This is a genomic window from Bacillus sp. 11B20 (assembly GCF_056098985.1).
The window spans coordinates 41,324-61,688 of record NZ_JBLZWZ010000004.1 but is presented as its reverse complement, the minus strand read 5'-3'; the positions used below and the strand labels follow the sequence as shown (position 1 = coordinate 61,688).

The 20,365-nt window shown below is 41.9% G+C and carries 30 protein-coding genes and 1 pseudogene; 3 read left to right on the top strand and 28 right to left on the bottom strand.

Features of this window, described 5'->3' with window-relative positions; genetic code table 11:
• Nucleotides 1-384: 384 nt before the first annotated feature.
• Complete coding sequence (gene pdaB / locus ACN6NB_RS00825; RefSeq protein ID WP_197202707.1) at nucleotides 385-1,149, top strand: polysaccharide deacetylase family sporulation protein PdaB; 765 nt, start codon at nucleotides 385-387, stop codon at nucleotides 1,147-1,149.
• Here the strand turns inward: pdaB and ACN6NB_RS00820 are convergent.
• A complete protein-coding gene (locus tag ACN6NB_RS00820; RefSeq protein WP_039176017.1) occupies nucleotides 1,142-1,744 on the bottom strand; it encodes a KinB-signaling pathway activation protein in 603 nt (200 codons plus the stop codon). The genes pdaB and ACN6NB_RS00820 overlap by 8 nt on opposite strands.
• Nucleotides 1,745-1,834: 90 nt before the next feature.
• Here ACN6NB_RS00820 and gerD point away from each other — a divergent pair, with 90 nt between their 5' ends.
• Entirely contained in the window at nucleotides 1,835-2,422 is a 588-nt protein-coding gene (gene gerD, locus ACN6NB_RS00815; protein WP_039176014.1) for a spore germination lipoprotein GerD, read from the top strand.
• A 37-nt stretch (nucleotides 2,423-2,459) separates the two neighbouring features.
• On the opposite strand, the gene ACN6NB_RS00810 is transcribed toward gerD, so the two are convergent.
• The 3 genes from ACN6NB_RS00810 to ACN6NB_RS00800 form a co-directional block, all read right to left on the bottom strand.
• Nucleotides 2,460-3,518 (bottom strand): Mrp/NBP35 family ATP-binding protein, encoded by a 1,059-nt coding sequence (locus tag ACN6NB_RS00810; protein WP_039176011.1) that lies wholly within the window; start codon nucleotides 3,516-3,518, stop codon nucleotides 2,460-2,462.
• A 103-nt stretch (nucleotides 3,519-3,621) separates the two neighbouring features.
• Nucleotides 3,622-4,335 (bottom strand): N-acetylmuramoyl-L-alanine amidase CwlD, encoded by a 714-nt coding sequence (gene cwlD, locus ACN6NB_RS00805; RefSeq protein WP_034283867.1) that lies wholly within the window; start codon nucleotides 4,333-4,335, stop codon nucleotides 3,622-3,624.
• A 58-nt stretch (nucleotides 4,336-4,393) separates the two neighbouring features.
• Nucleotides 4,394-4,837 (bottom strand): YbaK family protein, encoded by a 444-nt coding sequence (locus ACN6NB_RS00800; protein ID WP_039176006.1) that lies wholly within the window; start codon nucleotides 4,835-4,837, stop codon nucleotides 4,394-4,396.
• A 152-nt stretch (nucleotides 4,838-4,989) separates the two neighbouring features.
• Between ACN6NB_RS00800 and ACN6NB_RS00795 the strand changes: the two genes are divergently transcribed.
• Entirely contained in the window at nucleotides 4,990-5,559 is a 570-nt protein-coding gene (locus tag ACN6NB_RS00795; RefSeq protein WP_327842531.1) for a DUF4825 domain-containing protein, read from the top strand.
• 37 nt (nucleotides 5,560-5,596) lie between these two features.
• Here ACN6NB_RS00795 and ACN6NB_RS00790 read toward each other — a convergent pair whose 3' ends face one another.
• The 24 genes and pseudogenes from ACN6NB_RS00790 to rplF form a co-directional block, all read right to left on the bottom strand.
• Nucleotides 5,597-6,676 (bottom strand): serine hydrolase, encoded by a 1,080-nt coding sequence (locus tag ACN6NB_RS00790; protein WP_239690735.1) that lies wholly within the window; start codon nucleotides 6,674-6,676, stop codon nucleotides 5,597-5,599.
• Between the two features lie 108 nt (nucleotides 6,677-6,784).
• The gene (locus tag ACN6NB_RS00785; RefSeq protein ID WP_081258467.1) at nucleotides 6,785-7,258 is read right to left on the bottom strand and encodes a GNAT family N-acetyltransferase; all 474 of its coding nucleotides are present in this window, start codon (nucleotides 7,256-7,258) and stop codon (nucleotides 6,785-6,787) included.
• A 114-nt stretch (nucleotides 7,259-7,372) separates the two neighbouring features.
• Nucleotides 7,373-7,897 (bottom strand): GNAT family N-acetyltransferase, encoded by a 525-nt coding sequence (locus tag ACN6NB_RS00780; RefSeq protein WP_064498595.1) that lies wholly within the window; start codon nucleotides 7,895-7,897, stop codon nucleotides 7,373-7,375.
• A gap of 175 nt (nucleotides 7,898-8,072) precedes the next feature.
• Nucleotides 8,073-8,465 (bottom strand): 30S ribosomal protein S9, encoded by a 393-nt coding sequence (gene rpsI / locus ACN6NB_RS00775; protein ID WP_039175996.1) that lies wholly within the window; start codon nucleotides 8,463-8,465, stop codon nucleotides 8,073-8,075.
• Nucleotides 8,466-8,485: 20 nt separating this feature from the next.
• Nucleotides 8,486-8,923: a 50S ribosomal protein L13 gene (rplM, locus tag ACN6NB_RS00770; protein ID WP_003217042.1), complete on the bottom strand. Its 438-nt coding sequence runs from the start codon at nucleotides 8,921-8,923 to the stop codon at nucleotides 8,486-8,488.
• 165 nt (nucleotides 8,924-9,088) lie between these two features.
• Nucleotides 9,089-9,832: a tRNA pseudouridine(38-40) synthase TruA gene (gene truA, locus ACN6NB_RS00765; RefSeq protein ID WP_047203795.1), complete on the bottom strand. Its 744-nt coding sequence runs from the start codon at nucleotides 9,830-9,832 to the stop codon at nucleotides 9,089-9,091.
• Nucleotides 9,833-9,843: 11 nt separating this feature from the next.
• Complete coding sequence (locus tag ACN6NB_RS00760; RefSeq protein ID WP_034283880.1) at nucleotides 9,844-10,641, bottom strand: energy-coupling factor transporter transmembrane component T family protein; 798 nt, start codon at nucleotides 10,639-10,641, stop codon at nucleotides 9,844-9,846.
• Nucleotides 10,638-11,507, bottom strand: coding sequence for an energy-coupling factor ABC transporter ATP-binding protein (locus ACN6NB_RS00755; protein ID WP_039175989.1), 870 nt, complete (start codon nucleotides 11,505-11,507; stop codon nucleotides 10,638-10,640). Before ACN6NB_RS00755 ends, ACN6NB_RS00760 begins: the two co-directional genes overlap by 4 nt.
• Nucleotides 11,483-12,325 (bottom strand): energy-coupling factor ABC transporter ATP-binding protein, encoded by an 843-nt coding sequence (locus tag ACN6NB_RS00750; protein ID WP_008356549.1) that lies wholly within the window; start codon nucleotides 12,323-12,325, stop codon nucleotides 11,483-11,485. The genes ACN6NB_RS00755 and ACN6NB_RS00750 overlap by 25 nt, the downstream gene beginning before the upstream one ends.
• A gap of 126 nt (nucleotides 12,326-12,451) precedes the next feature.
• Nucleotides 12,452-12,814 carry a 50S ribosomal protein L17 gene (gene rplQ / locus ACN6NB_RS00745; protein WP_003216944.1) on the bottom strand — a complete coding sequence of 121 codons (363 nt, stop codon included), beginning with the start codon at nucleotides 12,812-12,814 and terminating at the stop codon, nucleotides 12,452-12,454.
• 75 nt (nucleotides 12,815-12,889) lie between these two features.
• Nucleotides 12,890-13,834, bottom strand: a complete 945-nt coding sequence (locus ACN6NB_RS00740) for a DNA-directed RNA polymerase subunit alpha (protein WP_003217009.1) — start codon at nucleotides 13,832-13,834, stop codon at nucleotides 12,890-12,892.
• Nucleotides 13,835-14,009: 175 nt separating this feature from the next.
• Nucleotides 14,010-14,405 carry a 30S ribosomal protein S11 gene (rpsK, locus tag ACN6NB_RS00735; protein ID WP_003217231.1) on the bottom strand — a complete coding sequence of 132 codons (396 nt, stop codon included), beginning with the start codon at nucleotides 14,403-14,405 and terminating at the stop codon, nucleotides 14,010-14,012.
• 20 nt (nucleotides 14,406-14,425) lie between these two features.
• Entirely contained in the window at nucleotides 14,426-14,791 is a 366-nt protein-coding gene (gene rpsM, locus ACN6NB_RS00730) for a 30S ribosomal protein S13 (RefSeq protein WP_003217023.1), read from the bottom strand.
• A 21-nt stretch (nucleotides 14,792-14,812) separates the two neighbouring features.
• Entirely contained in the window at nucleotides 14,813-14,926 is a 114-nt protein-coding gene (rpmJ, locus tag ACN6NB_RS00725) for a 50S ribosomal protein L36 (protein ID WP_003156543.1), read from the bottom strand.
• Between the two features lie 31 nt (nucleotides 14,927-14,957).
• Entirely contained in the window at nucleotides 14,958-15,176 is a 219-nt protein-coding gene (gene infA, locus ACN6NB_RS00720) for a translation initiation factor IF-1 (protein ID WP_003217190.1), read from the bottom strand.
• Nucleotides 15,154-15,460: pseudogene (locus ACN6NB_RS00715) on the bottom strand (KOW domain-containing RNA-binding protein). The gene infA and the pseudogene ACN6NB_RS00715 overlap by 23 nt, the downstream one beginning before the upstream one ends.
• Nucleotides 15,461-15,487: 27 nt before the next feature.
• Nucleotides 15,488-16,234, bottom strand: coding sequence for a type I methionyl aminopeptidase (map, locus tag ACN6NB_RS00710; protein WP_003217210.1), 747 nt, complete (start codon nucleotides 16,232-16,234; stop codon nucleotides 15,488-15,490).
• Nucleotides 16,231-16,884 carry an adenylate kinase gene (locus ACN6NB_RS00705; RefSeq protein WP_474253176.1) on the bottom strand — a complete coding sequence of 218 codons (654 nt, stop codon included), beginning with the start codon at nucleotides 16,882-16,884 and terminating at the stop codon, nucleotides 16,231-16,233. The genes map and ACN6NB_RS00705 overlap by 4 nt, the downstream gene beginning before the upstream one ends.
• Nucleotides 16,885-16,939: 55 nt before the next feature.
• Nucleotides 16,940-18,232, bottom strand: a complete 1,293-nt coding sequence (gene secY, locus ACN6NB_RS00700) for a preprotein translocase subunit SecY (RefSeq protein ID WP_007496334.1) — start codon at nucleotides 18,230-18,232, stop codon at nucleotides 16,940-16,942.
• Nucleotide 18,233: 1 nt separating this feature from the next.
• Complete coding sequence (gene rplO / locus ACN6NB_RS00695) at nucleotides 18,234-18,674, bottom strand: 50S ribosomal protein L15 (RefSeq protein WP_003216888.1); 441 nt, start codon at nucleotides 18,672-18,674, stop codon at nucleotides 18,234-18,236.
• A gap of 30 nt (nucleotides 18,675-18,704) precedes the next feature.
• Nucleotides 18,705-18,887, bottom strand: coding sequence for a 50S ribosomal protein L30 (gene rpmD, locus ACN6NB_RS00690; protein WP_003217067.1), 183 nt, complete (start codon nucleotides 18,885-18,887; stop codon nucleotides 18,705-18,707).
• A gap of 13 nt (nucleotides 18,888-18,900) precedes the next feature.
• Nucleotides 18,901-19,401, bottom strand: coding sequence for a 30S ribosomal protein S5 (gene rpsE / locus ACN6NB_RS00685; RefSeq protein ID WP_007496332.1), 501 nt, complete (start codon nucleotides 19,399-19,401; stop codon nucleotides 18,901-18,903).
• A gap of 24 nt (nucleotides 19,402-19,425) precedes the next feature.
• On the bottom strand, nucleotides 19,426-19,788 hold the full coding sequence (rplR, locus tag ACN6NB_RS00680; protein ID WP_008356544.1) for a 50S ribosomal protein L18: 363 nt from the start codon (nucleotides 19,786-19,788) through the stop codon (nucleotides 19,426-19,428).
• A 32-nt stretch (nucleotides 19,789-19,820) separates the two neighbouring features.
• Nucleotides 19,821-20,357 carry a 50S ribosomal protein L6 gene (rplF, locus tag ACN6NB_RS00675; protein ID WP_008345395.1) on the bottom strand — a complete coding sequence of 179 codons (537 nt, stop codon included), beginning with the start codon at nucleotides 20,355-20,357 and terminating at the stop codon, nucleotides 19,821-19,823.
• Between the last annotated feature and the right edge of the window lie 8 nt (nucleotides 20,358-20,365).

The window sequence follows — 20,365 nt, the reverse complement described above, 5'->3', positions numbered from 1 at the left end:
CGAAAAAGTACAAAACCGAAGTTTTGTTTTTCGTCAGCGTTTGACTGACTACCTATGAAGTATCATAGGATTTTTTTATAAAAACTCGAATTAACAGGTACGTTTTGTCTTGTTTAGTTTTCAAAGATCATCTTCGCCGTTCTTAGCGGCTTTAATAATATAACATTTCGCTTCATCTTATGTCAACAACTTTTTTCAAGTTTATTTCCCGAAGCGTTTTGTGTTTGTCACTGTGTGTCAGCGACGATTAATAATATATCACGAAAACATTCTTTTGGTCAACGCCTTTTCAAAACTTTTTTTGAAATAGTTTTAATAAGCATCTTAAATCCTTGTCCTGCATACAATCAAGTAACAATCTTGGACAAGGCAGGAGTGTTTGAATTGAGTCGATTATATGTGTTGCCTATTAAACGGCTGAAGCAAGTTGTCATTATTCTTGTAGCAGCCCTTGCAGCTGCAACCTTTTTTTATGTACAAAAGGCACCGCCGCTGTCGGTATTTAAAACTGAACATGGACCCCGAGCCATTTATAAAGGCGAGACTTCATCTAAGCATATCTCTCTCACTTTTAATATTGGCTGGGGGGATGAGAAGGCTGTTCCTATTTTAAATGTCCTTCGAGAGTACGGTATAAAGAACGCCACTTTCTTTCTATCTGCTTCTTGGGCTGAGCGTCATCCTGATATCGTGAAACAAATTAAGGAGGACGGCCATCAAATTGGAAGCCTCGGCTATGCTTATAAAAATTATAGCCAGCTTGAGGATAGTGAAATCAAGCAAGATCTTGTCCGTGCACAAAATACATTTCAAAAGCTTGGACTGGATGACATTCAACTATTAAGACCGCCAACTGGACAGTTTAACGAAACAGCACTGAAAATTGCCACACAGTACGGTTATACCGTTGTTCATTACAGCATTAATTCACAGGATTGGCTGAATCCGGGTGTCGACCAGATTGTTCAGAATGTAAATGATCGTATGAAAAGCGGAGACATTGTTCTCCTTCACGCCTCAGATTCAGCAACCCAAACCGCTCAAGCCTTACCTGCTATTTTGAAACAAATAAAAGAAAAGCATTTAAAAAATGTGACGGTTGGCGAACTGATCTCCAACACGAAAACAAAGTCATCGGAAGTTAAGTAGTTTTCGCTTTTGAAAACCGCGGCATCGCTAACAGCTGAAAGGCATTACAGCCTAATAGCGGGAACAGCATTAAATACAGCCAGTCCTCTTCATTGACTCTGAGCGCCGGGAACCATTCTAACGACGTGATGACGACCATGAGAAACATTGCAGAAATAAATGTTTTCTTAGAGGACTGCTGCTGTTTAAAGTAAGCCACGATCAAAGCAAACACACCGATAAATAAAGGCAGCCACAAGTATGGAAGAAATGATTCATTCTCCCCGAAAAACAAAAATCGCAAGTAAGCTAAATCAAACAGCACAAAAATCACAAGAAACAGCTGAATGGTATTCCATAAAGAATGTGACCGGAAAATCTCTAACGCAAACCGGTGCACCGTCAAGAAGACAACAAACCCCATCTGGCTAATGACACTAAAGATCATCCCTACACCAATGAACCAAAACAACACAGATGCGATCTCTAGAATTTCAAACGATATAAAAAGCTTCTGATATTTTCCCCACTCCAGCGCAAAGCCTACCACGCTTGTAATGACCGCTCCAACAGCTAGCACAGAGAAGAAAAAACGAACTAAATCCCGACTTTTCATTGAATTGATCCAACCCCTATTTTTGTTATGTATAAATTTACGTGAAACATTCATATTAAAAGTAAGACATGTAACGAAAGGAGCCACAGTATGTCAAAAGGCATCTTGCGTATAGTGAGCTGTTTTCTTCTTTTATCTCTAACAGCTTGTGCTCCCAAAACCCAATCCTCATCTAATATGGACTATGACGAAACAAAAAAAATGGTCGTCGATATATTAAAGACAGATGACGGTAAAAAGGCCATTCAACAGTTATTAAATGACGAGGCAATGAATGAAGCTTTGGTAATGGATGAACAAACTGTGAAAAAAACGATAGAGAAAACGCTGACTTCTGATAAAGGCAAAGAGTTCTGGAAGAAGGTCTTTGAGGATTCTAAATTTGCCGAGACTTTCGCAAAATCCATGCAGCAACAGCATGAAAGGATGTTAAAACAGTTAATGAAGGATCCTGACTATCAACAGCTAATGATGGATATTCTCAAGGATCCTGAGATGGAAAAGAAATACGGTGAACTGGTAAAAAGCAAAGAGTTTAGAAAGCACTTAGAAAAAGTCATTACGGAAACATTAAGCAGCCCTCTTTATAAGAAGAAATTCGAAGATGAGCTCAAAAAGGCAGCATCTGAAAGCAGCAGTGATTCCGGATCGCAAGGCAGCGAAGGAAGCGACAGTTAAACATCACCCGAGTGGCATTCATCCACTCGGGCTTTCATTATGCTTTCACTGCTAATTGTTCAATGACTTTATTCGCAATGTGTTGATACACTTCTCCTGTTGGATGACTTGCATCATAGACAGAAGGCGCGAAATCATCCTCATTCCAATCAGGCTGTCTTAAAGGAATTTGGCCAAGGACTGATACTCGCAGCTCTTCAGCCAGCTTGTCCCCGCCACCTTTTCCAAAGACGTATTCCTTCTCACCTGTTTTTTTGCTTTCATAATAGCTCATATTCTCAACGACACCGAGCACTTCATGATCTGTTTGCAGTGCCATTGCGCCTGCTCTTGCTGCAACGAAGGCAGCCGTAGGATGCGGTGTAGTAACAATGATTTCTTTACAGCTAGGCAGCATTGTATGAATATCAAGCGCCACATCTCCCGTTCCAGGCGGAAGGTCTAATAGTAAGTAATCTAATTCTCCCCACTCAACTTCGTGGAAGAAGTTATTTAACATTTTTCCAAGCATCGGCCCTCTCCAAATAACCGGTGCATTTTCTTCAACAAAAAAGCCCATTGAAATCACTTTGACTCCAAAGCGCTCCACAGGAATAATTTTTTCCCCTTTAACTGTTGGTCTGACAGTGATCCCCATCATATCCGGTACACTAAAGCCATAAATATCAGCATCAATCAGCCCGACTTTTTTCCCTAGACGAGCCAGTGCTACAGCAAGGTTAACAGAAACAGTCGATTTACCAACGCCACCCTTTCCACTCGCAATCGCTAAGAACTCAGGCGGGTTTTTAGAGTTAAGCAGGGTTTCTTCCTCTTCTTGTGATGGCATAAACTTTTCAAGTGTTTCCTGAGGCAGTTCCTCAAAACGAAGTCCTACTGTGTTAGCGCCTGCTGATTTCAAGGCTTGTACGATGTCTTGCTGCAGCTTCATCTGCTCAGCAGTGCCTGTTTTTGCAATAGCCACCTTCAGGCTCACATGCTCTTTTTCAGGCTTTAGGCTGATTTCCTTGATGGCATCCAGCTCACCAAGCGGTATATGAAGGAAAGGTTCGTCCATCTTCCCAACTAGTTTTCTCACATCATCTTGTCCGATCATAGCAGAACCTCACCCTTTATTGAATTCGTTTACAATCCAAGTATATCATACATATCCTTACAATGTCTGTCCTGTTTGCCTGCGATCAAAAGGAAAAAGCCCCTTATTCAGGCGGCTCTTTTTGCTCTGTTAAATATCTTAAAATCCCTTTATAAATAGAGGCGGCAATTTGATCCTGATATTTAGGTGTTGCCAGCTGGCCAGCCTCTTTTGGATTGGAGAGAAATCCAATTTCCACAAGAGCTCCTGGCTTTGTGACATTTTGCATTAAATAAATGCCGTTGATCCGCTTCGCCTTTCGATCTGTGTTTTCAAGGTTTCTGCGCAATTCATCTTGAATGAACTTCGCTGCCTTTTCATTTTCTTCATACTTTCCGTAAAAAAAAGTCTGAGCCCCGCTCCATTTGTTAGATGGTATCGCATTTAAATGAATGCTTAAATAGAGATCCGCTTCAGACTCATTGATGACTTTTACGCGGTTCCTTAAATCCTCGGCTTTCTTCCGGGCATATCCCCTTGTATTCTTTGATGATAAATCAGAATCATCCTCTCGGGTCATGAGAACAAGCGCTCCCTGCTCCTGCAAATAGTCACGTATCTTCATGGATACATCCAGTGCAATCTCTTTCTCAAGCAGCTCTCCTCCTACAGCCCCGCCATCTGGGCCGCCGTGACCCGGATCTAAATAAATGATCTTCCCGCTTAGAGGCAAATTCCACGACTTCCACGAATCATCATTTAGAAATTGAAACCTGAATAAGAATAAGAGGACAATAAACCCAATTAAAAACCCTGTCCACTTCAGCTTTCTTTTCATCCCTGTCCCTCCCATACACCATTATTTTATAGATATGGGACAAGGGCTGGAAATATGCTTACTGCAGCCGAAGCTTGTGTCTTTTTTCTGATTCACGAAAGCCTTCCTGCCACCACATGCTTAAAAATTCTTTCGCAGATGGATACAAACACGACATCTTCCGCTCCATTCGGAACATATTCCCCCACGATTGCAAGCATCCTGCCAGCTCTTCAATCAGCTCAGTTTCCTCCTGAGAGGACCGCTTCTTGATATCGTCGAACGATTCGCCGTATTTACTAGACTCACCGTATCTCCCGCCAGCTAAAAAAGCTTCAATAGCGAAATCGATGCAGCCATCACTCATAATACCGGCTGGATCATCTGCAAATGGAAACAGCTTCTTCGTGAATTTCTCGGAAGCAGCCGTTACTTGTTGAAGAGACAATGTACGCAAAAGCTTCTTTTCAAGCGTGACATCTCGTTTTGTTTTCAATTGATAAAATGAAAGTACTTCTGCCATGGACTGAACTCCTTTTTTCTTTGTATTGTTCGTTGGTTTGAACAAAACATGCAGTTCAGTAAATGGAAATGACGGTCAGTGAACGATCAGAATGGAAAATTGTGATAAAATAGACATTTACATATAGAAAGAATGATAAAGGGGCAAAATCAATGAAGAAATGGATATATATCCTGCTGCTATTAACAGTCGTCCTATCTGCATGCAGCAGTCAAGCCACAGAGAAAAAAAGCGATATAAAAGGAATAGAAGACATAGCCTTAAAACAACTTTCAAATCACAAAAACACATATCTCGGTGACAATTCAGCCGTTCGTACAATCTTATCAGATCTTCCTGGAGGCATAATTCGTGAATTTGAAATCATCGATGGAAAAGCATTAAACGTCACGTATGGGGTAAAAGAAAATGACAGCTATACAGAAGAACAGTTTGACGCCTTCTGGTTTGATCAAAAGGACACGGTCGAAAAAACGTATTTATACAACGCCATCGCACTTTTTATTCTTATCGATAATGTAGAGCAAGTAACACTCAAGATGAACTCTAACGACGAACCGTCCGTCACGTTTAAAAGAAAACAGCTAGAAAAAAAGCTCCCTCACTCTTTTAAAAAGTACAAAGACGATACAGCGCTTTGGCAAAAGGAACTGGTTGATGGAATTGTGAAGTCAAAAGAGAAACGCCAAGATGTATACAAAGCGTTTCCAATGCAGAAATAATAAAACAGAGGGATTTGCCCCTCTGTTTTTTTGATGATTATTTAGTAAAAGCCTGAATCAATCGTTGGCGAAAGTTTTGATCCACTGCTGCAGTAAGCATAAATTCGTTGAATACTTCCCCAATCCAATGAGAATTGTTCGCTTTCGGATCATTGATAAAAAGAGAGATGGAGATAGAGGATGTATCTGTTCTTCGATATAAAGCACCTGTGAAAACAAACAATGTTGCTCCGCCTTTATACCAAAAATATTGATCTGTTTCCTTTTTCAATGTTTCTCCCAGTACGATTTGGCTAAAAAGACTCTTTTCTTCTGGTGTTAACAGCTCGTCATGAAGACGTTTCATAAAATATGTATATTCATTGGTTGTAGACTTTGTCATTTTTTGCGTCAGTAATGATTGTATACGCCACCCTAATAAGTTCTTTTTTTTCATTTTTTCTTCTAACGCCTTTTTATGCTCTGGGTCATTTTTCATGATATTAAAAATCTCATTCATTAGAGATTTGTATTGTTCTTCGGATACACCGCTCATTTTCTTGAATGCATCCCGCCGACGATTAGATACATAAGCGGACCACAAAATCATCGGCGTCAGCGGCATGAGTTCACCATGTTCTGTAAGACCTGCTTGTTTCATCTGATCATTGATCTTTTCTAAGCCCAGCCGGTCAATCAAATAATCCGTACAAGCATTCGAACTGAATTGCATCATCCCTTTGGCAACATCTAATAAAGCCGCATGCTCAGAAAAATCATTGACCTCCAGCCAGTACGCGTGCGCACCACCGTCTGTTCTATCAATATAAAACCGCTCTATATCAGACAATGCCACTTTTTCCTCTAGCTTAATGGCGCCGCTCGATACAGCTTTAACAAAATGAAATAAAACCACTAATTTCACCGTACTTGCAAGTGGTGTTTTTTGATCAGCATTCCATTCTAACACCACATCATCATTTTCAATGATTGTCACTGAAACGTCCTTTTTGTTTTTTGCGACAAATGTCAAAAGATCTTCCTTCGTTTTCTTCATATCTCTTTTATACAACAAGACTTGAACCACCACGTAAAGTATGACCACACCTATGACAACTAGACCGACTTTGAGTAACATGTTTCTCCTTTCCAAATAACAGAGGATTTATATATTAAATATAACAAATATTTCAAATAAAGGCACAAAAAAGGCAGAGGCTCTTAAATCCTCCGCTTCTTGATATCCTTATTCATGGGGCAAATGCAGCTTCATTCCTTCATGAGTGGCTTCAAACCCTAATTTCTCATAAAAATGGCGTGCTTCTGGCCTCTGTTTATCTGTTGTCAGCTGAATCATATGACAGCCGCGGTCGCTTGCGCGTTGAATGGCCCACTTGATAAGCAGCGAACCGACTCCTTTTCCTCTATGACTCGAAGCCGTACGAACTCCTTCAATGGATGCTCTCCATCCCCCTTGATGTGTAAGAAATGGCGTCATGGTTAACTGAAGAACACCAACTGCTTCTTCCTGGTCACACGCAACAATGAGTTCAATATTTGGATCAGCATCGATTGAATGAAAGGCTTTGATATAGCTTTCTAATAATGGGCGAGTGTAACGCTCTCTCTTTTGACCTAACTTATCATCTGAAAGCATGAAGACGATTTTGTCGAGGTCTTCTTGCACGGCTTCTCTCAATGTCAATTGATTTAAATTCAATGAAAGCACCTCCTATGATGGATGGAAGACTGTTTTCACTTACCAAAATACCATTCTCATATAAGATTTGTTCAGCTGCTTTTTCATCAAAATACTTCATATCATGAAAACTGATCAAGCCCTCTTCACGAACCATTCCTCTTGTAAGATGGCATAGTAAAACTCATCCCACCACTCATTTCCTTGTGGTATACATTTTTTAAAATCCCCCTCTCTCCTCATCCCCATTTTCTCCATCACTCTCCAAGATGGCACATTTTCAGGCTGACAAGTGGCAATGATTCGATGTAAATTCATTGTGTGAAAACCATGATGCAGAACGGCATAAGCCGCTTCTGATGCATAGCCTTTGTTTTGATAGGCAGAATTGAAGACCCACCCAATTTCATATGTGTGCTCACCAAAGGTTGGATGGAACACGATATGCCCGATGCATATCTGATCTACTTTTAATAGAACAGCAAAATTCTTAGCTGTTTTAAGACGATTATTTTTAACAAATTCCTGCGCATTTTCTTTAGAAAAAACACCTTCCGGAATATACTTCATTACCGCCGGATCAGATGTATATGCATAAACATCATGCCAATCATCCTCAGAAAATGATCGAATGATACACCTTTCTGTTGTTAGATTCATATGACACCCTCCATAGACTTCGTTTTTTAAACAGAAACCTTGCTATGATCCTATTTTATATGTTTCCAAACAGAAAAAAACACAAATAAAAAAGCACCAGCAGGATGCTGATGCTTTTTTTATAAGGTTTGTCTGTAACAAACCTTTGTAAAACGTCCATACAATATAAAATTGATTAACGTTTTGAGAACTGAGGTGCGCGACGTGCGCCTTTAAGACCGTATTTCTTACGCTCTTTCATACGTGGGTCACGAGTAAGAAGTCCAGCACGTTTAAGTGATGTACGGTACTCAGGATCTACTTCTAGAAGAGCACGAGAGATACCGTGACGAATTGCTCCAGCTTGACCAGAGAATCCACCACCGTGAACATTTACAAGAACATCGTAGCTGTTAGCTGTTTCTGTGATGTTCAAAGGCTGTTTCACGTCTTCGATTAAAGCAGCGAATGGAATGTATTCAGTAATTTCACGATTATTAACGACGATACGGCCTTCACCTGGAACTAAGCGAACGCGCGCTACAGAACTTTTACGACGACCTGTACCGTAATATTGAACCTGTGCCAAATTATTAACCTCCCTTATAATTAACCGCGAAGTTCGTAAACTTCAGGTTGTTGTGCTTGATGTGGATGCTCAGAACCACGGTACACATTTAATTTTTTGAACATTTGACGACCTAGTGGACCCTTTGGAAGCATACCTTTGATAGCAAGCTCCAACATTTTTTCAGGGTAGTTTGTACGCATCTCAAGAGCAGTTCTTTGTTTCAAACCACCTGGGTGCATAGTGTGACGGTAGTAAATTTTGTCCGTCAATTTCTTACCAGTTAATTCGATTTTCTCAGCATTGATGATGATGACATGATCACCTGTATCAACGTGTGGTGTATAAGTTGGTTTGTGCTTACCGCGCAAAAGTGATGCTACTTCAGTAGAAAGACGACCTAGAGTCTTGCCTGCCGCATCAACAACTAGCCATTTGCGCTCAATTGTGCTTGCGTTCGCCATTGGTGTTGTACGCATGAGTTTCCCTCCTAAATAAATCAATGAATTTTCCTTGAATCAAATGCTACGTTCTATTTCAAAACACAGATAAGTCTTCCGGGGCTTATTTGTGGGGTTGAAATACATACCATATGATATCTTATAACTTTCTGCTTCCTGTGTCAAGAACATGTTACACCTGGTTTAGTTGTCATAGAAAACTTCCCATAAATACAGTCCGTGACTAGGCGCAGTCTTGCCTGCCGCTTCGCGATTTCGGGCGGCAAGCATGGCTTTTATCTCCTCAGGGTGAAATTTACCAGAACCGATTTCAAGCAACGTTCCAGCGATAATCCTTACCATGTTGTATAAAAAACCATTCCCTCTCACACGCATTTCAAGCCCGTCTGAGACGTTTTTCCACTCAAGGGCATAAATATCCCTCACCTTGTCCTGAACCTCTGTATTGGCCGCACAAAAGCTTGTAAAATCATGTGTCCCAATTAAGTGCTCAGCGGCTTCTCTCATTTTATCGATATCCAGCCGGTAAGGATAGTGGCAGGCATACTGTCTCGTGAACACATTTTGGTGTGTTTCTGTTGAGACCTTATAACGGTACTCCTTCGAAACAACACCAAATCTGGCATGAAACGAGTCATCGACCTCCTCAGCCTTTAAAACACGGATATCATCCGGCAGCAGGCTGTTGAGAGCAAAAGGCCATCTCTCCATCGGAATCGAGAGCGGGGTGTCAAAATGGATGACCTGTCCCTTTGCATGAACACCGCTGTCTGTCCGGCCGGAAGCCACAATCGGAATCAGTTCATCCTGTTTGTGCATTCTTGCAAGGGCAGACTCGATCTCCGTCTGTACGGTTCGCTGCCCTGGCTGCACCTGATAGCCTTTAAAATGTGTCCCATCGTAGGATACAGTACATTTGACCTTCATCTAGGAATCACCTAATTTCTAAGCAGCACAAGGAGCGCTGTTAACAGGATGAATAGAAGCAGCGTGAACGTGTCCTTCATACCCCAGACAAGCTGACGGTATTTCGTCCGTCCTTCTCCCCCGCGGTAGCCTCTCGCTTCCATCGCTGTCGCCAGTTCCTCTGCACGCTTAAACGCACTGACGAAAAGGGGAACAAGCAAAGGAACGATGGCTTTCATGCGATCCTTTAAAGGTCCGCTTGTAAAATCAACGCCTCGAGCCATTTGTGCCTTCATGATTTTGTCCGTCTCTTCTAGTAAAGTCGGAATAAACCGAAGTGAGATGGACATCATGAGAGCAAGCTCATGAACAGGCAGTTTGATTTTACGGAATGGGTGCAGCAGCTTCTCCATTCCGTCTGTCACTTCTATAGGCGTTGTGGTTAACGTAAGAAGTGTCGTCATCATAATGAGATAGACAAAACGGAGTGAAATGAAGATCCCCTGCTTTAAACCTTCTTCATAAATATTCAGAAAACCAAAGTGGAATAGCAAGGCGCCATCCTTTGTCATGAAAATATGCAGAATAAAGGTAAACAGGACAATCCATAGGATCGGCTTCATTCCCTTGAGAATAAAGTATAGCGGCACCTGAGAAACCATCACCACAAGAATGGTAAAGACACCTAACAGCCCGTAAGTGATGTAATTATTAGCAAAAAAGACGATAAAGACAAAAAAGAAAATTGATAACAGCTTTGTCCTTGGATCAAGACGATGGACAAAGGATGAACCTGGCACATATTTGCCGATAATCATACTATCCATCATGATGTCGTGTCCTCCTGATAAAGAGCTGTTAAGGCTTCTGCCATTTCATCCATGGTCAGAAGCGGCCTAGGAAACGTAATACCTAGCTTTTCTTCTACAGTCTGCTGGAATTTAATCGTTTCCGGGAGGTCGAGACCAAACGAAGACATGTCTGTACGATTGGCAAACAACTCTCTCGGTGTGCCTGTCGCCTTCACTGTCCCTTTATGCATCACAATCATTTGATCCGCATAATGAGCGGCGTCCTCCATACTGTGTGTGACTAGGATCGTGGTGAGGTTTGCCTTTTGATGAAGGTCATAGAACATGTCCATAATTTCCTTCCGCCCGCGTGGATCCAGTCCAGCAGTCGGCTCATCAAGCACAAGCACTTCTGGCTCCATCGCTAAAACGCCAGCAATCGCCACACGTCTCATTTGACCACCGCTTAGTTCAAAGGGAGATCGAGATAATAGGGATTCAGGAAGACCCACCAGTTTCAGCATCTCCTTCGCCTTCGCTTCTGCTTTCTCTTGAGGAACACCGAAGTTCATCGGGCCGAAGCAGATATCCTTGAGGATGGTTTCCTCAAAGAGCTGATGCTCAGGAAACTGAAACACGATGCCTACCTTTTTCCGGAGGGGTTTCATATCCTTCTGCTTTTTATTGGCTTGTAAAACTGTCTCTCCAAGCGCAATGCTCCCCTTCGTTGGTTTGAGCAATCCATTTAAATGTTGCAGCAATGTAGACTTGCCAGAGCCCGTATGACCAATGACAGCGACATAGCTGCCCTCTTTGATGGAAGCATTGACATCATACAAAGCGAGACGCTCAAACGGCGTTTTCATTTGATAACGATGCTCTAATTCTTTGATCGTAATGTCCATAGCTCTTTCACCAATCCTTCTTGTGTCAAATGGGCATTTGCAAGCGGCACACCTTGCTGCTTCAATTGCTTGCTCAATCGATAGGAGAATGGCAGATCAAGTCCAATCTGAACCAGCTGTTCATCTAGTTCAAATACTTCCTCTGGCGTTCCCTCGGCAAATTTCTTCCCGCCATTCATCACAATGACTCGGTCTGCCTTGGCAGCCTCGTCTAAATCATGTGTGATGGAAATGACTGTGACTGTTCCTTGTTCCTTCAGTAGTCTAACAGTCTCTAACACTTCTTCACGGCCAATCGGATCAAGCATTGATGTTGCTTCATCCAAGATCATGATGTCAGGGCTTGCGGCAAGCACACCTGCAATAGCAACTCTCTGCTTCTGCCCGCCTGATAGATGGTGCGGCTCTTGATCAAGAAACTCCTGCATATTGACCTGTTTGACAGCCCAATCTACACGTTCTATCATCAATTCCCGCTCAACCCCGTTATTTTCTAAACCAAAAGCCACATCATCACGAACCGTTGAGCCCACAAATTGGTTATCTGGGTTTTGAAAGACCATTCCGACCTTTTTGCGAATATCCCAAACACTTTCTTCTTTGAGCTCAATCTCTCCAACCTTGACCGTACCAGCATCCGGTAAAATGAGCCCATTCAGCACACGGGCAAGTGTGGATTTACCTGAACCGTTATGACCAACAATGGCGAGCCATTCATTTTGATTCACATGCAGTGACACTTGATCTAAAGCGGGCTTGTCCGCATCCTTGTGATAACGAAATACAATGTCCTTTACGTCAATTAATGTCTTCCCCATCTCTACCGGACCTCCTCTCAGCTCAACCTCTTCTTTGCTTATTCCTAAAAAAAGCCGTAGTACCTAAAAAAGGGCATAGATCCAGTTATGAACTGTCCCGCCCTTTCTTAGATACACGATATGTGATTAAACTAATTCAATGACAGCCATTGGTGCGCCATCGCCGCGACGAGGTCCAAGCTTCATGATACGAGTGTATCCACCTTGGCGATCTTCGTAGCGAGTTGCAACGTCAGCGAATAATTTTTGAAGTGCATCTTGGTTTGTTTCAGCGTTAGCTACTTCATTACGAATGTAAGCTGCAGCTTGACGGCGAGCATGAAGATCTCCGCGTTTGCCAAGAGTGATCATTTTTTCAACTACAGAGCGAAGTTCTTTCGCACGTGTTTCAGTTGTTTCGATGCGTTCGTTGATGATCAAATCAGTCGTTAGGTCACGAAGCATTGCTTTACGTTGTGCACTAGTGCGTCCTAGCTTTCTGTATGCCATGTGATGTCCCCTCCTTAATTAGAGATGCTGTATGAATAAAAAACACACGAAAATCCTAGTTCACAATGAAACTAGTCAATCGTCTTTACGAAGACCCAGTCCAAGTTCTTCTAGTTTCGCTTTCACTTCTTCAAGAGATTTACGTCCAAGGTTACGAACTTTCATCATATCCTCTTCTGTCTTGTTAGCAAGCTCTTGAACAGTGTTAATACCCGCACGCTTCAAACAGTTGTAAGAACGAACAGAAAGATCAAGCTCTTCAATTGTCATTTCAAGCACTTTTTCTTTTTGGTCTTCTTCTTTCTCAACCATGATTTCAGCATGCTGAGCTTCGTCAGTTAACCCAACGAAAATATTCAGGTGTTCAGTTAAAATCTTAGAACCTAGAGCGATCGCTTCTTTCGGTCCTGTGCTTCCATCAGTCCATACATCTAGTGTTAATTTATCATAGTTTGTGATTTGCCCAACACGGGTGTTCTCCACTTGATAAGTCACACGAGATACAGGTGTATAGATTGAGTCGATCGGAATCACACCGATTGGCTGATCGTCTCTTTTGTTTGCATCAGCAGGATTATACCCGCGACCTCTTTGTGCAGTTAAGCGAACACGGAAGCTCGCATTCTTGCCAAGAGTTGCGATGTGAAGATCTGGATTTAAGATTTCAATATCGCTGTCGTGTGTAATATCAGCAGCTGTTACAGTACCTTCATCTTGTACATCAATTTCAAGCGTCTTCTCTTCTTCAGAGTAGATTTTGAGTGCAAGCTTTTTAATGTTTAAGATAATCGTTGTAACATCTTCAACCACGCCTTCGATCGTTGAGAATTCGTGTAAGACACCATCTATCTGGATCGATGTTACAGCTGCACCAGGAAGTGAGGATAAAAGGATACGACGAAGGGAGTTCCCTAAAGTGGTACCATATCCACGCTCAAGTGGCTCTACGACAAACTTGCCATACTTGGCATCGTCGCTGATTTCAACCGTTTCGATTTTTGGTTTTTCAATTTCGATCATCTAATAAAACCCTCCTTCAAAACGTCGAAACCTCGAATAGAATCATATGAGATTCCATCCGAAATTCCTCATTGTTTAGTCCCGTATGTGCTCAGGCAACGAGTCGTGTATTCGTCTCATAAATAACTGTATCATAACCCATTATTGACAGGGACACAAAATCTATACAAACAAATTACACGCGGCGACGTTTTGGTGGACGGCATCCGTTATGAGGAACTGGAGTTACGTCTCTAATTGCAGTAACTTCAAGACCAGCAGCTTGAAGCGCACGAATTGCAGCTTCACGACCAGAACCAGGACCTTTAACAGTTACTTCAAGTGTTTTAAGACCATGTTCGATAGAACCTTTAGCAGCAGTTTCAGCAGCCATTTGTGCAGCGAAAGGAGTAGATTTACGAGAACCTCTGAATCCTAATGCACCAGCACTTGACCAAGAAATTGCGTTTCCATGAACATCAGTAATCGTTACAATCGTGTTGTTGAAAGTGGAACGAATATGAGCAATTCCAGCTTCAATATTCTTTTTCACGCGACGTTTACGCGTATTTTGTTTACGAGCAGCAGCCATTCTTTAACTACCTCCTTTACTTATTTTTTCTTGTTAGCTACAGTACGACGCGGACCTTTACGAGTACGCGCGTTGTTTTTTGTGTTTTGTCCACGAACAGGAAGTCCTCTACGATGACGGATTCCGCGGTAGCTTCCGATTTCAATTAGACGCTTAATGTTAAGTGAAACTTCACGACGAAGGTCACCTTCTACTTTAAGTTTGTCAATGATATCACGGATTTTACCAAGTTCGTCTTCAGTTAGATCGCGAACGCGAGTGTCTTCAGAAACACCTGCTTCTTTAAGGACTTGTTGCGCAGTCGTACGACCAATTCCAAAAACATATGTTAAAGAAATGACAACACGCTTATCACGTGGAATATCTACACCAGCAATACGAGCCATGATTTGGGCACCTCCTTGTTATTAGCCTTGTTTTTGTTTATGTTTTGGGTTTTCACAGATCACCATTACTTTTCCTTTTCTGCGAATCACTTTACATTTTTCACAGATAGGTTTAACAGATGGTCTCACTTTCATGTGTTTCCAACCTCCTTCTTCCGGAGTTGCTTTATTTGTAACGGTACGTAATTCTACCACGAGTTAAGTCATATGGAGATAATTCTACCGTAACTTTGTCTCCAGGTAAAATGCGAATGAAGTGCATACGGATTTTTCCTGATACATGAGCCAAAACTGTATGACCATTCTCTAGTTCAACTTTGAACATTGCGTTTGGCAAAGTTTCTGCTACAGTACCTTCCACTTCAATTACATCGTCTTTCGCCATTCAAGTGTTCTCCCTTCTTCAAATCAGTAACTTGCTCTCTGACAAATGTCCAAATGAGAATCTCTCAATTGTTCATCTATCACCCGACCTGTTTTGAATATACTGTTCTGAACTTCCGGAGATACGCAATCATAAAAGGTTATATGATTGATATTTTTTCTTAGGAGAATGAAATTTACGCTTTTCTCCGTCTGCGATTAGTACATGGCAGCCAACGAACATGCCGATGACACCTGTATACTGATCTTGTTCTTTCTTTGGACTATACAGACAACCTGCCCGATTTGGGCCTGAAAGGCTTCAGTGAAGACCTAAATCTTAGTCAGTATATCAAAACCTGTATCTGTAATCGCAATCGTATGCTCAAAGTGAGCACACTTTTTCCCATCAACCGTTACAACCGTCCAGTTATCAGCCAATGTTTTCACATATCGGCTGCCTGCGTTCACCATCGGTTCGATGGCCAACACCATCCCAGGTTTTAGCCGTGGGCCTTTGTTGGGCGGACCATAATGAGGAATTTGAGGGTCCTCATGAAGATCCTGTCCGACCCCATGTCCAACATATTCTCTAACAACTGAAAAATTCTCATTTTCAACATACGTTTGTATGGCATGGGAAATGTTCGACAGACGTTCGCCTGGCTTTGCTTCCTGTAAGCCTTTATATAGAGATTCCTCTGTGACTTCCAGTAGTTTGCGGTCTTCATCACTGATTACCCCAACTGGATAAGTCCAAGCAGAGTCACCATGATAGCCATTTAACTTTGCGCCAATATCGATACTAATGATGTCACCATCACGTAAAACCCGTTTACCAGGAATACCGTGAACGAGTTCTTCATTCACCGAAACGCAAATGCTCCCGCGAAAACCATTATACCCTTTAAAAGATGGGATTGCACCCTGCTTTGTAATAAAACGTTCGGCAATTTGATCCAATTCTTTTGTCGAAATACCTGGTTTTATGTGTTTCTTCAGCTCTTCATGAGTCAGTGCGACAATACGTCCAGCTTCTCTCATAATCTCAAGCTCGCGAGGAGTTTTACAGATAATCATTTATTTAATCCTCCAAGCAGGTCCTTGATATCTGCATATACATCGTTAATGTGCTTCGCACCATCAATGTTTGCAAGATATCCTTTTTCTGAATAGAAGTTCAGTAAAGGTTCAGTCTGCTTTAAGTTCACTTCAAGTCTAGTCGAAACGGTTTCTGCATTATCATCTGCACGTTGATAAAGCTCGCCTCCACACTTGTCACAAACATTTTCTTTCGCAGGCGGATTAAATACTAAATGATATGTTGCTCCGCAATTTTTGCAAATTCTTCGGCCAGTCAGACGCTCCATCAAAGCATCTTTATCGACTTTAATATTAATGACATAATCAATCGTTCTGCCAAGGTCCTTTAGAATTTCTTCTAAAGCTTCAGCCTGAGCGACTGTTCGCGGAAATCCGTCCAGAAGAAAACCTTGTTCACAATCATTTTTGCCAAGTCTTTCTCTAACAATACCGATTGTGACCTCATCAGGAACAAGCTCTCCTTTATCGATAAAGGATTTTGCTTCGAGCCCAAGTTGTGTCTTCTCTTTCATAGCAGCGCGGAACATATCTCCTGTTGAGATATGAGGGATCCCATAATCATCAACAATTCGTTCTGCCTGAGTGCCTTTACCAGCACCCGGAAGCCCCATTAAGACTAAGTTCATTTCGGATTTCCCCTTCCTTACTTAGAGAGGTTGGGCAGCTGCCCAGCCCTCTGTTTTATTTCATAAATCCACGGTAATTTCGTTTCACTAATTGGCTTTCAAGCTGTTTCATTGTTTCAAGTGCAACACCTACAACAATGAGAAGACTTGTGCCGCCAATTTGTGCAGCGGAAGGTAATCCAGCGAATTGAATGAAAAAGATAGGAAGTATTGAAATCACGGCTAAGAAAATGGCGCCCACAAACGTGAGTCGGTACAAAATGCTCGTAATTCTATCTTGAGTCATTTTCCCTGGACGAACTCCCGGGATATAGCCACCCTGCTTTTGCAGATTTTCAGCCATTTGTTCAGGATTGACTTGGACAAAGGCATAAAAATATGTGAAAGCAACAATCAGTGCTACATAAATCGTCATACCGATTGGCTTAGTATAGTCAAAGTTGTTGGTTATCCAAGTTGTCACATTATTGGTTCCGAAGAACGATGCGATCGTCTGCGGAGTAATAATGAAAGAAACGGCAAAGATGACTGGAATCACCCCTGCTGGATTCACTTTCAATGGAAGGTGCGTTGCTTGACTAGCAGACATTTGTGCACGACCAGTACCTTTTGAATATTGAATTGCAATCTTTCTCACTGCCATTTGAATGTAAATAACACCGATAACAATGACAAGAATGGCAATTACAATAAGGGCAATTTTAAGGATTTGCATGAACAGCTGTCCATCTCCACCTACAAATTGTTGAGCGTACACTTGTTTTAATGTTTGAGGGATACCAGCGATGATACCGGCAAAGATAATAATCGAAATACCGTTACCAACACCGTGAGCAGTAATCTGCTCGCCCAGCCACATTAAAAATGCTGTTCCCGCAGTGAGTACGACCGCAATTAAGAGATACGTTGATACACCAGGGTTTTCAATCAGCATGCCTCCTGCCATATTGTTGAATCCATATGACATTCCTAACGCCTGGATAAATCCTAGAACAATTGTAAAATACCTTGTGAATTGTGCTAATTTTCGGCGGCCAACCTCTCCTTGCTTTGACCACTCAGTAAACTTCGGAACAACATCCATCTGCAAGAGCTGAATAATGATCGAAGCAGTGATATACGGCATAATCCCCATTGCAAGAATGGAGAATTGGAAAAGTGCCCCGCCCCCAAACGTGTTGAGGATTCCGAAAACACTCATTTGATCCTGTGCCTGGAGAACTTCGGCGTTCACATTAGGCACAGGGATGAAAGCACCTATACGAAAGACGACTAACATTAAAAGTGTGAATATAATCTTATTCCGTATATCTTTCACGCGCATAAAATTGGAGATTGTCTTAAACAAGTTAGATCACCTCGGCTGTACCGCCAGCAGCTTCAATCGCTTCTTTCGCAGAAGCAGAGAATTTATTGGCTTTTACAGTTAATTTTTTTTCTAATTTACCGTTGCCAAGAATTTTTACTCCTGCTTTTAACTTGCTTATTGCACCAGTCTCTAGAAGAAGTTCAGGAGTTACTTCCGTTCCTTCGTCAAAACTGTTTAATCTGTCTAAGTTGATTACCGCGTAATCTTTACGGTTGATGTTTGTAAAACCACGTTTTGGAAGGCGTTGGAATAAAGGCATCTGACCACCTTCGAAACCAGGGCGTACACCGCCGCCAGAACGAGCGTTTTGACCTTTATGACCTTTACCAGAAGTTTTACCGTTACCTGATCCGATACCACGACCAACACGGTTGCGTACTTTACGTGAACCTTCTGAAGGCTTCAATTCATGAAGTTTCATTTGGGCACCTCCTTATCGATTAAAAATGTTTTATTGTTCTTTAACAGAAACTAAATGAGACACCTTGTTAATCATGCCGCGGATCGCTGCATTGTCTTCATGTACGACTGTTTGGTTTGTTTTCTTAAGACCAAGAGTACGAACAGTGACACGCTGATCTTCTGGGCGACCGATTACACTGCGTTTGAGGGTAATTTCTAATTTATTTGCCATTATTGTTCCCTCCTTATCCTAACAGGTCTTCTACAGATTTTCCACGAAGCTTCGCTACATCTTCAGCACGTTTAAGCTCACTTAAACCTTGAAGTGTTGCGCGGATCATGTTGATCGGTGTATTAGAACCTAGAGATTTAGAAAGGATATCAGCTAGACCAGCAAGCTCAAGTACCGCACGCACTGGGCCTCCAGCGATAACTCCTGTACCTTCTGAAGCAGGCTTCAATAGAACGTTTCCTGCACCGAATCGACCGATGATTTCATGTGGAATTGTAGTTCCAACCATTGGTACTTCAATTAAATTCTTTTTCGCATCTTCAACAGCTTTGCGGATCGCTTCTGGTACTTCTTGTGCTTTACCAGTACCGAAACCTACATGACCGTTTTTGTCACCGACAACAACTAAAGCTGCAAAACGGAAACGACGTCCACCTTTAACAACTTTCGCTACGCGGTTAACCGTAACTAAGCGTTCTTCTAACTCTAATTTGCTTGGGTCAATACGACTCATTCGGATGTGTCCCTCCTTCTTTTATTAAAATTTAAGTCCAGCCTCACGAGCAGCTTCAGCTAGAGCTTTTACACGTCCATGATATAGGTATCCTCCGCGGTCAAATACCACGTTAGAGATTCCTTTTTCAACAGCACGTTTTGCAACAAGTTCGCCAACTTTCGTAGCAGCTGCAGTGTCAGAACTATTCTCGATCTTTAACTCTTTATCAAGAGTAGAAGCACTTACAAGTGTTACACCGTTAACATCATCAATTACTTGAGCGTAGATATTCTTGTTAGAACGGAAAACGTTAAGGCGAGGTCTTTCAGCAGTACCTGAAAGTTTCGCACGAACACGAGCATGTCTTTTAAGACGAGTAGCGTTTTTGCTAGTTTTCGTAATCATCCGAGTCACTCCTTTCTTCACTTTAAGCGATCTTACTTACCAGTTTTTCCTTCTTTACGGCGAACGAATTCACCTTCGTAACGAATTCCTTTACCTTTGTAAGGCTCTGGAGCACGGACAGCGCGGATGTTAGAAGCTAGAGCTCCTACACGCTCTTTATCGATACCTTTAACGATTACTTTCGTTTGAGATGGAACTTCTACTTCAACTCCAGCCTCAGGAACGATTTCAACTGGGTGAGAGTATCCAACGTTAAGAACAAGTTTGTTTCCAGATTTAGCTGCACGGTAACCGACACCGATAAGTTCTAAACCTCTTTCGAAACCTTTAGATACACCTTCAACCATGTTAGCAATCAAGCTACGTGTTGTACCATGTAATGCACGGTGTTCTTTATTTTCAGACGGACGGCTTACAGTTAAGACGTTGTCCTCAATTTTAATTTCCATATCAGGGTGAAATGCACGAGTTAGTTCACCTTTTGGTCCCTTTACTGTCACTGTGTTATCGTTGTTTGTCACAGTTACTCCTGAAGGGATCTCGATTAGTTTTTTACCTATACGAGACATACCAAGCA

Coding starts and splice junctions, on each gene's coding strand:
- ACN6NB_RS00820 (WP_039176017.1), bottom strand. CDS start 1,744: ATGAAAAGTCGGGATTTAGTTCGTTTTTTCTTCTCTGTGCTAGCTGTT.
- gerD (WP_039176014.1), top strand. CDS start 1,835: ATGTCAAAAGGCATCTTGCGTATAGTGAGCTGTTTTCTTCTTTTATCT.
- ACN6NB_RS00810 (WP_039176011.1), bottom strand. CDS start 3,518: ATGATCGGACAAGATGATGTGAGAAAACTAGTTGGGAAGATGGACGAA.
- cwlD (WP_034283867.1), bottom strand. CDS start 4,335: ATGAAAAGAAAGCTGAAGTGGACAGGGTTTTTAATTGGGTTTATTGTC.
- ACN6NB_RS00800 (WP_039176006.1), bottom strand. CDS start 4,837: ATGGCAGAAGTACTTTCATTTTATCAATTGAAAACAAAACGAGATGTC.
- ACN6NB_RS00795 (WP_327842531.1), top strand. CDS start 4,990: ATGAAGAAATGGATATATATCCTGCTGCTATTAACAGTCGTCCTATCT.
- ACN6NB_RS00790 (WP_239690735.1), bottom strand. CDS start 6,676: ATGTTACTCAAAGTCGGTCTAGTTGTCATAGGTGTGGTCATACTTTAC.
- ACN6NB_RS00780 (WP_064498595.1), bottom strand. CDS start 7,897: ATGAATCTAACAACAGAAAGGTGTATCATTCGATCATTTTCTGAGGAT.
- rplM (WP_003217042.1), bottom strand. CDS start 8,923: ATGCGTACAACACCAATGGCGAACGCAAGCACAATTGAGCGCAAATGG.
- truA (WP_047203795.1), bottom strand. CDS start 9,832: ATGAAGGTCAAATGTACTGTATCCTACGATGGGACACATTTTAAAGGC.
- ACN6NB_RS00760 (WP_034283880.1), bottom strand. CDS start 10,641: ATGATGGATAGTATGATTATCGGCAAATATGTGCCAGGTTCATCCTTT.
- ACN6NB_RS00755 (WP_039175989.1), bottom strand. CDS start 11,507: ATGGACATTACGATCAAAGAATTAGAGCATCGTTATCAAATGAAAACG.
- ACN6NB_RS00750 (WP_008356549.1), bottom strand. CDS start 12,325: ATGGGGAAGACATTAATTGACGTAAAGGACATTGTATTTCGTTATCAC.
- rplQ (WP_003216944.1), bottom strand. CDS start 12,814: ATGGCATACAGAAAGCTAGGACGCACTAGTGCACAACGTAAAGCAATG.
- ACN6NB_RS00740 (WP_003217009.1), bottom strand. CDS start 13,834: ATGATCGAAATTGAAAAACCAAAAATCGAAACGGTTGAAATCAGCGAC.
- rpsK (WP_003217231.1), bottom strand. CDS start 14,405: ATGGCTGCTGCTCGTAAACAAAATACGCGTAAACGTCGCGTGAAAAAG.
- rpsM (WP_003217023.1), bottom strand. CDS start 14,791: ATGGCTCGTATTGCTGGTGTAGATATTCCACGTGATAAGCGTGTTGTC.
- rpmJ (WP_003156543.1), bottom strand. CDS start 14,926: ATGAAAGTGAGACCATCTGTTAAACCTATCTGTGAAAAATGTAAAGTG.
- infA (WP_003217190.1), bottom strand. CDS start 15,176: ATGGCGAAAGACGATGTAATTGAAGTGGAAGGTACTGTAGCAGAAACT.
- map (WP_003217210.1), bottom strand. CDS start 16,234: ATGATTATCTGTAAAACTCCTCGCGAGCTTGAGATTATGAGAGAAGCT.
- ACN6NB_RS00705 (WP_474253176.1), bottom strand. CDS start 16,884: ATGAACTTAGTCTTAATGGGGCTTCCGGGTGCTGGTAAAGGCACTCAG.
- rplO (WP_003216888.1), bottom strand. CDS start 18,674: ATGAAACTTCATGAATTGAAGCCTTCAGAAGGTTCACGTAAAGTACGC.
- rpmD (WP_003217067.1), bottom strand. CDS start 18,887: ATGGCAAATAAATTAGAAATTACCCTCAAACGCAGTGTAATCGGTCGC.
- rpsE (WP_007496332.1), bottom strand. CDS start 19,401: ATGAGTCGTATTGACCCAAGCAAATTAGAGTTAGAAGAACGCTTAGTT.
- rplR (WP_008356544.1), bottom strand. CDS start 19,788: ATGATTACGAAAACTAGCAAAAACGCTACTCGTCTTAAAAGACATGCT.
- rplF (WP_008345395.1), bottom strand. CDS start 20,357: ATGTCTCGTATAGGTAAAAAACTAATCGAGATCCCTTCAGGAGTAACT.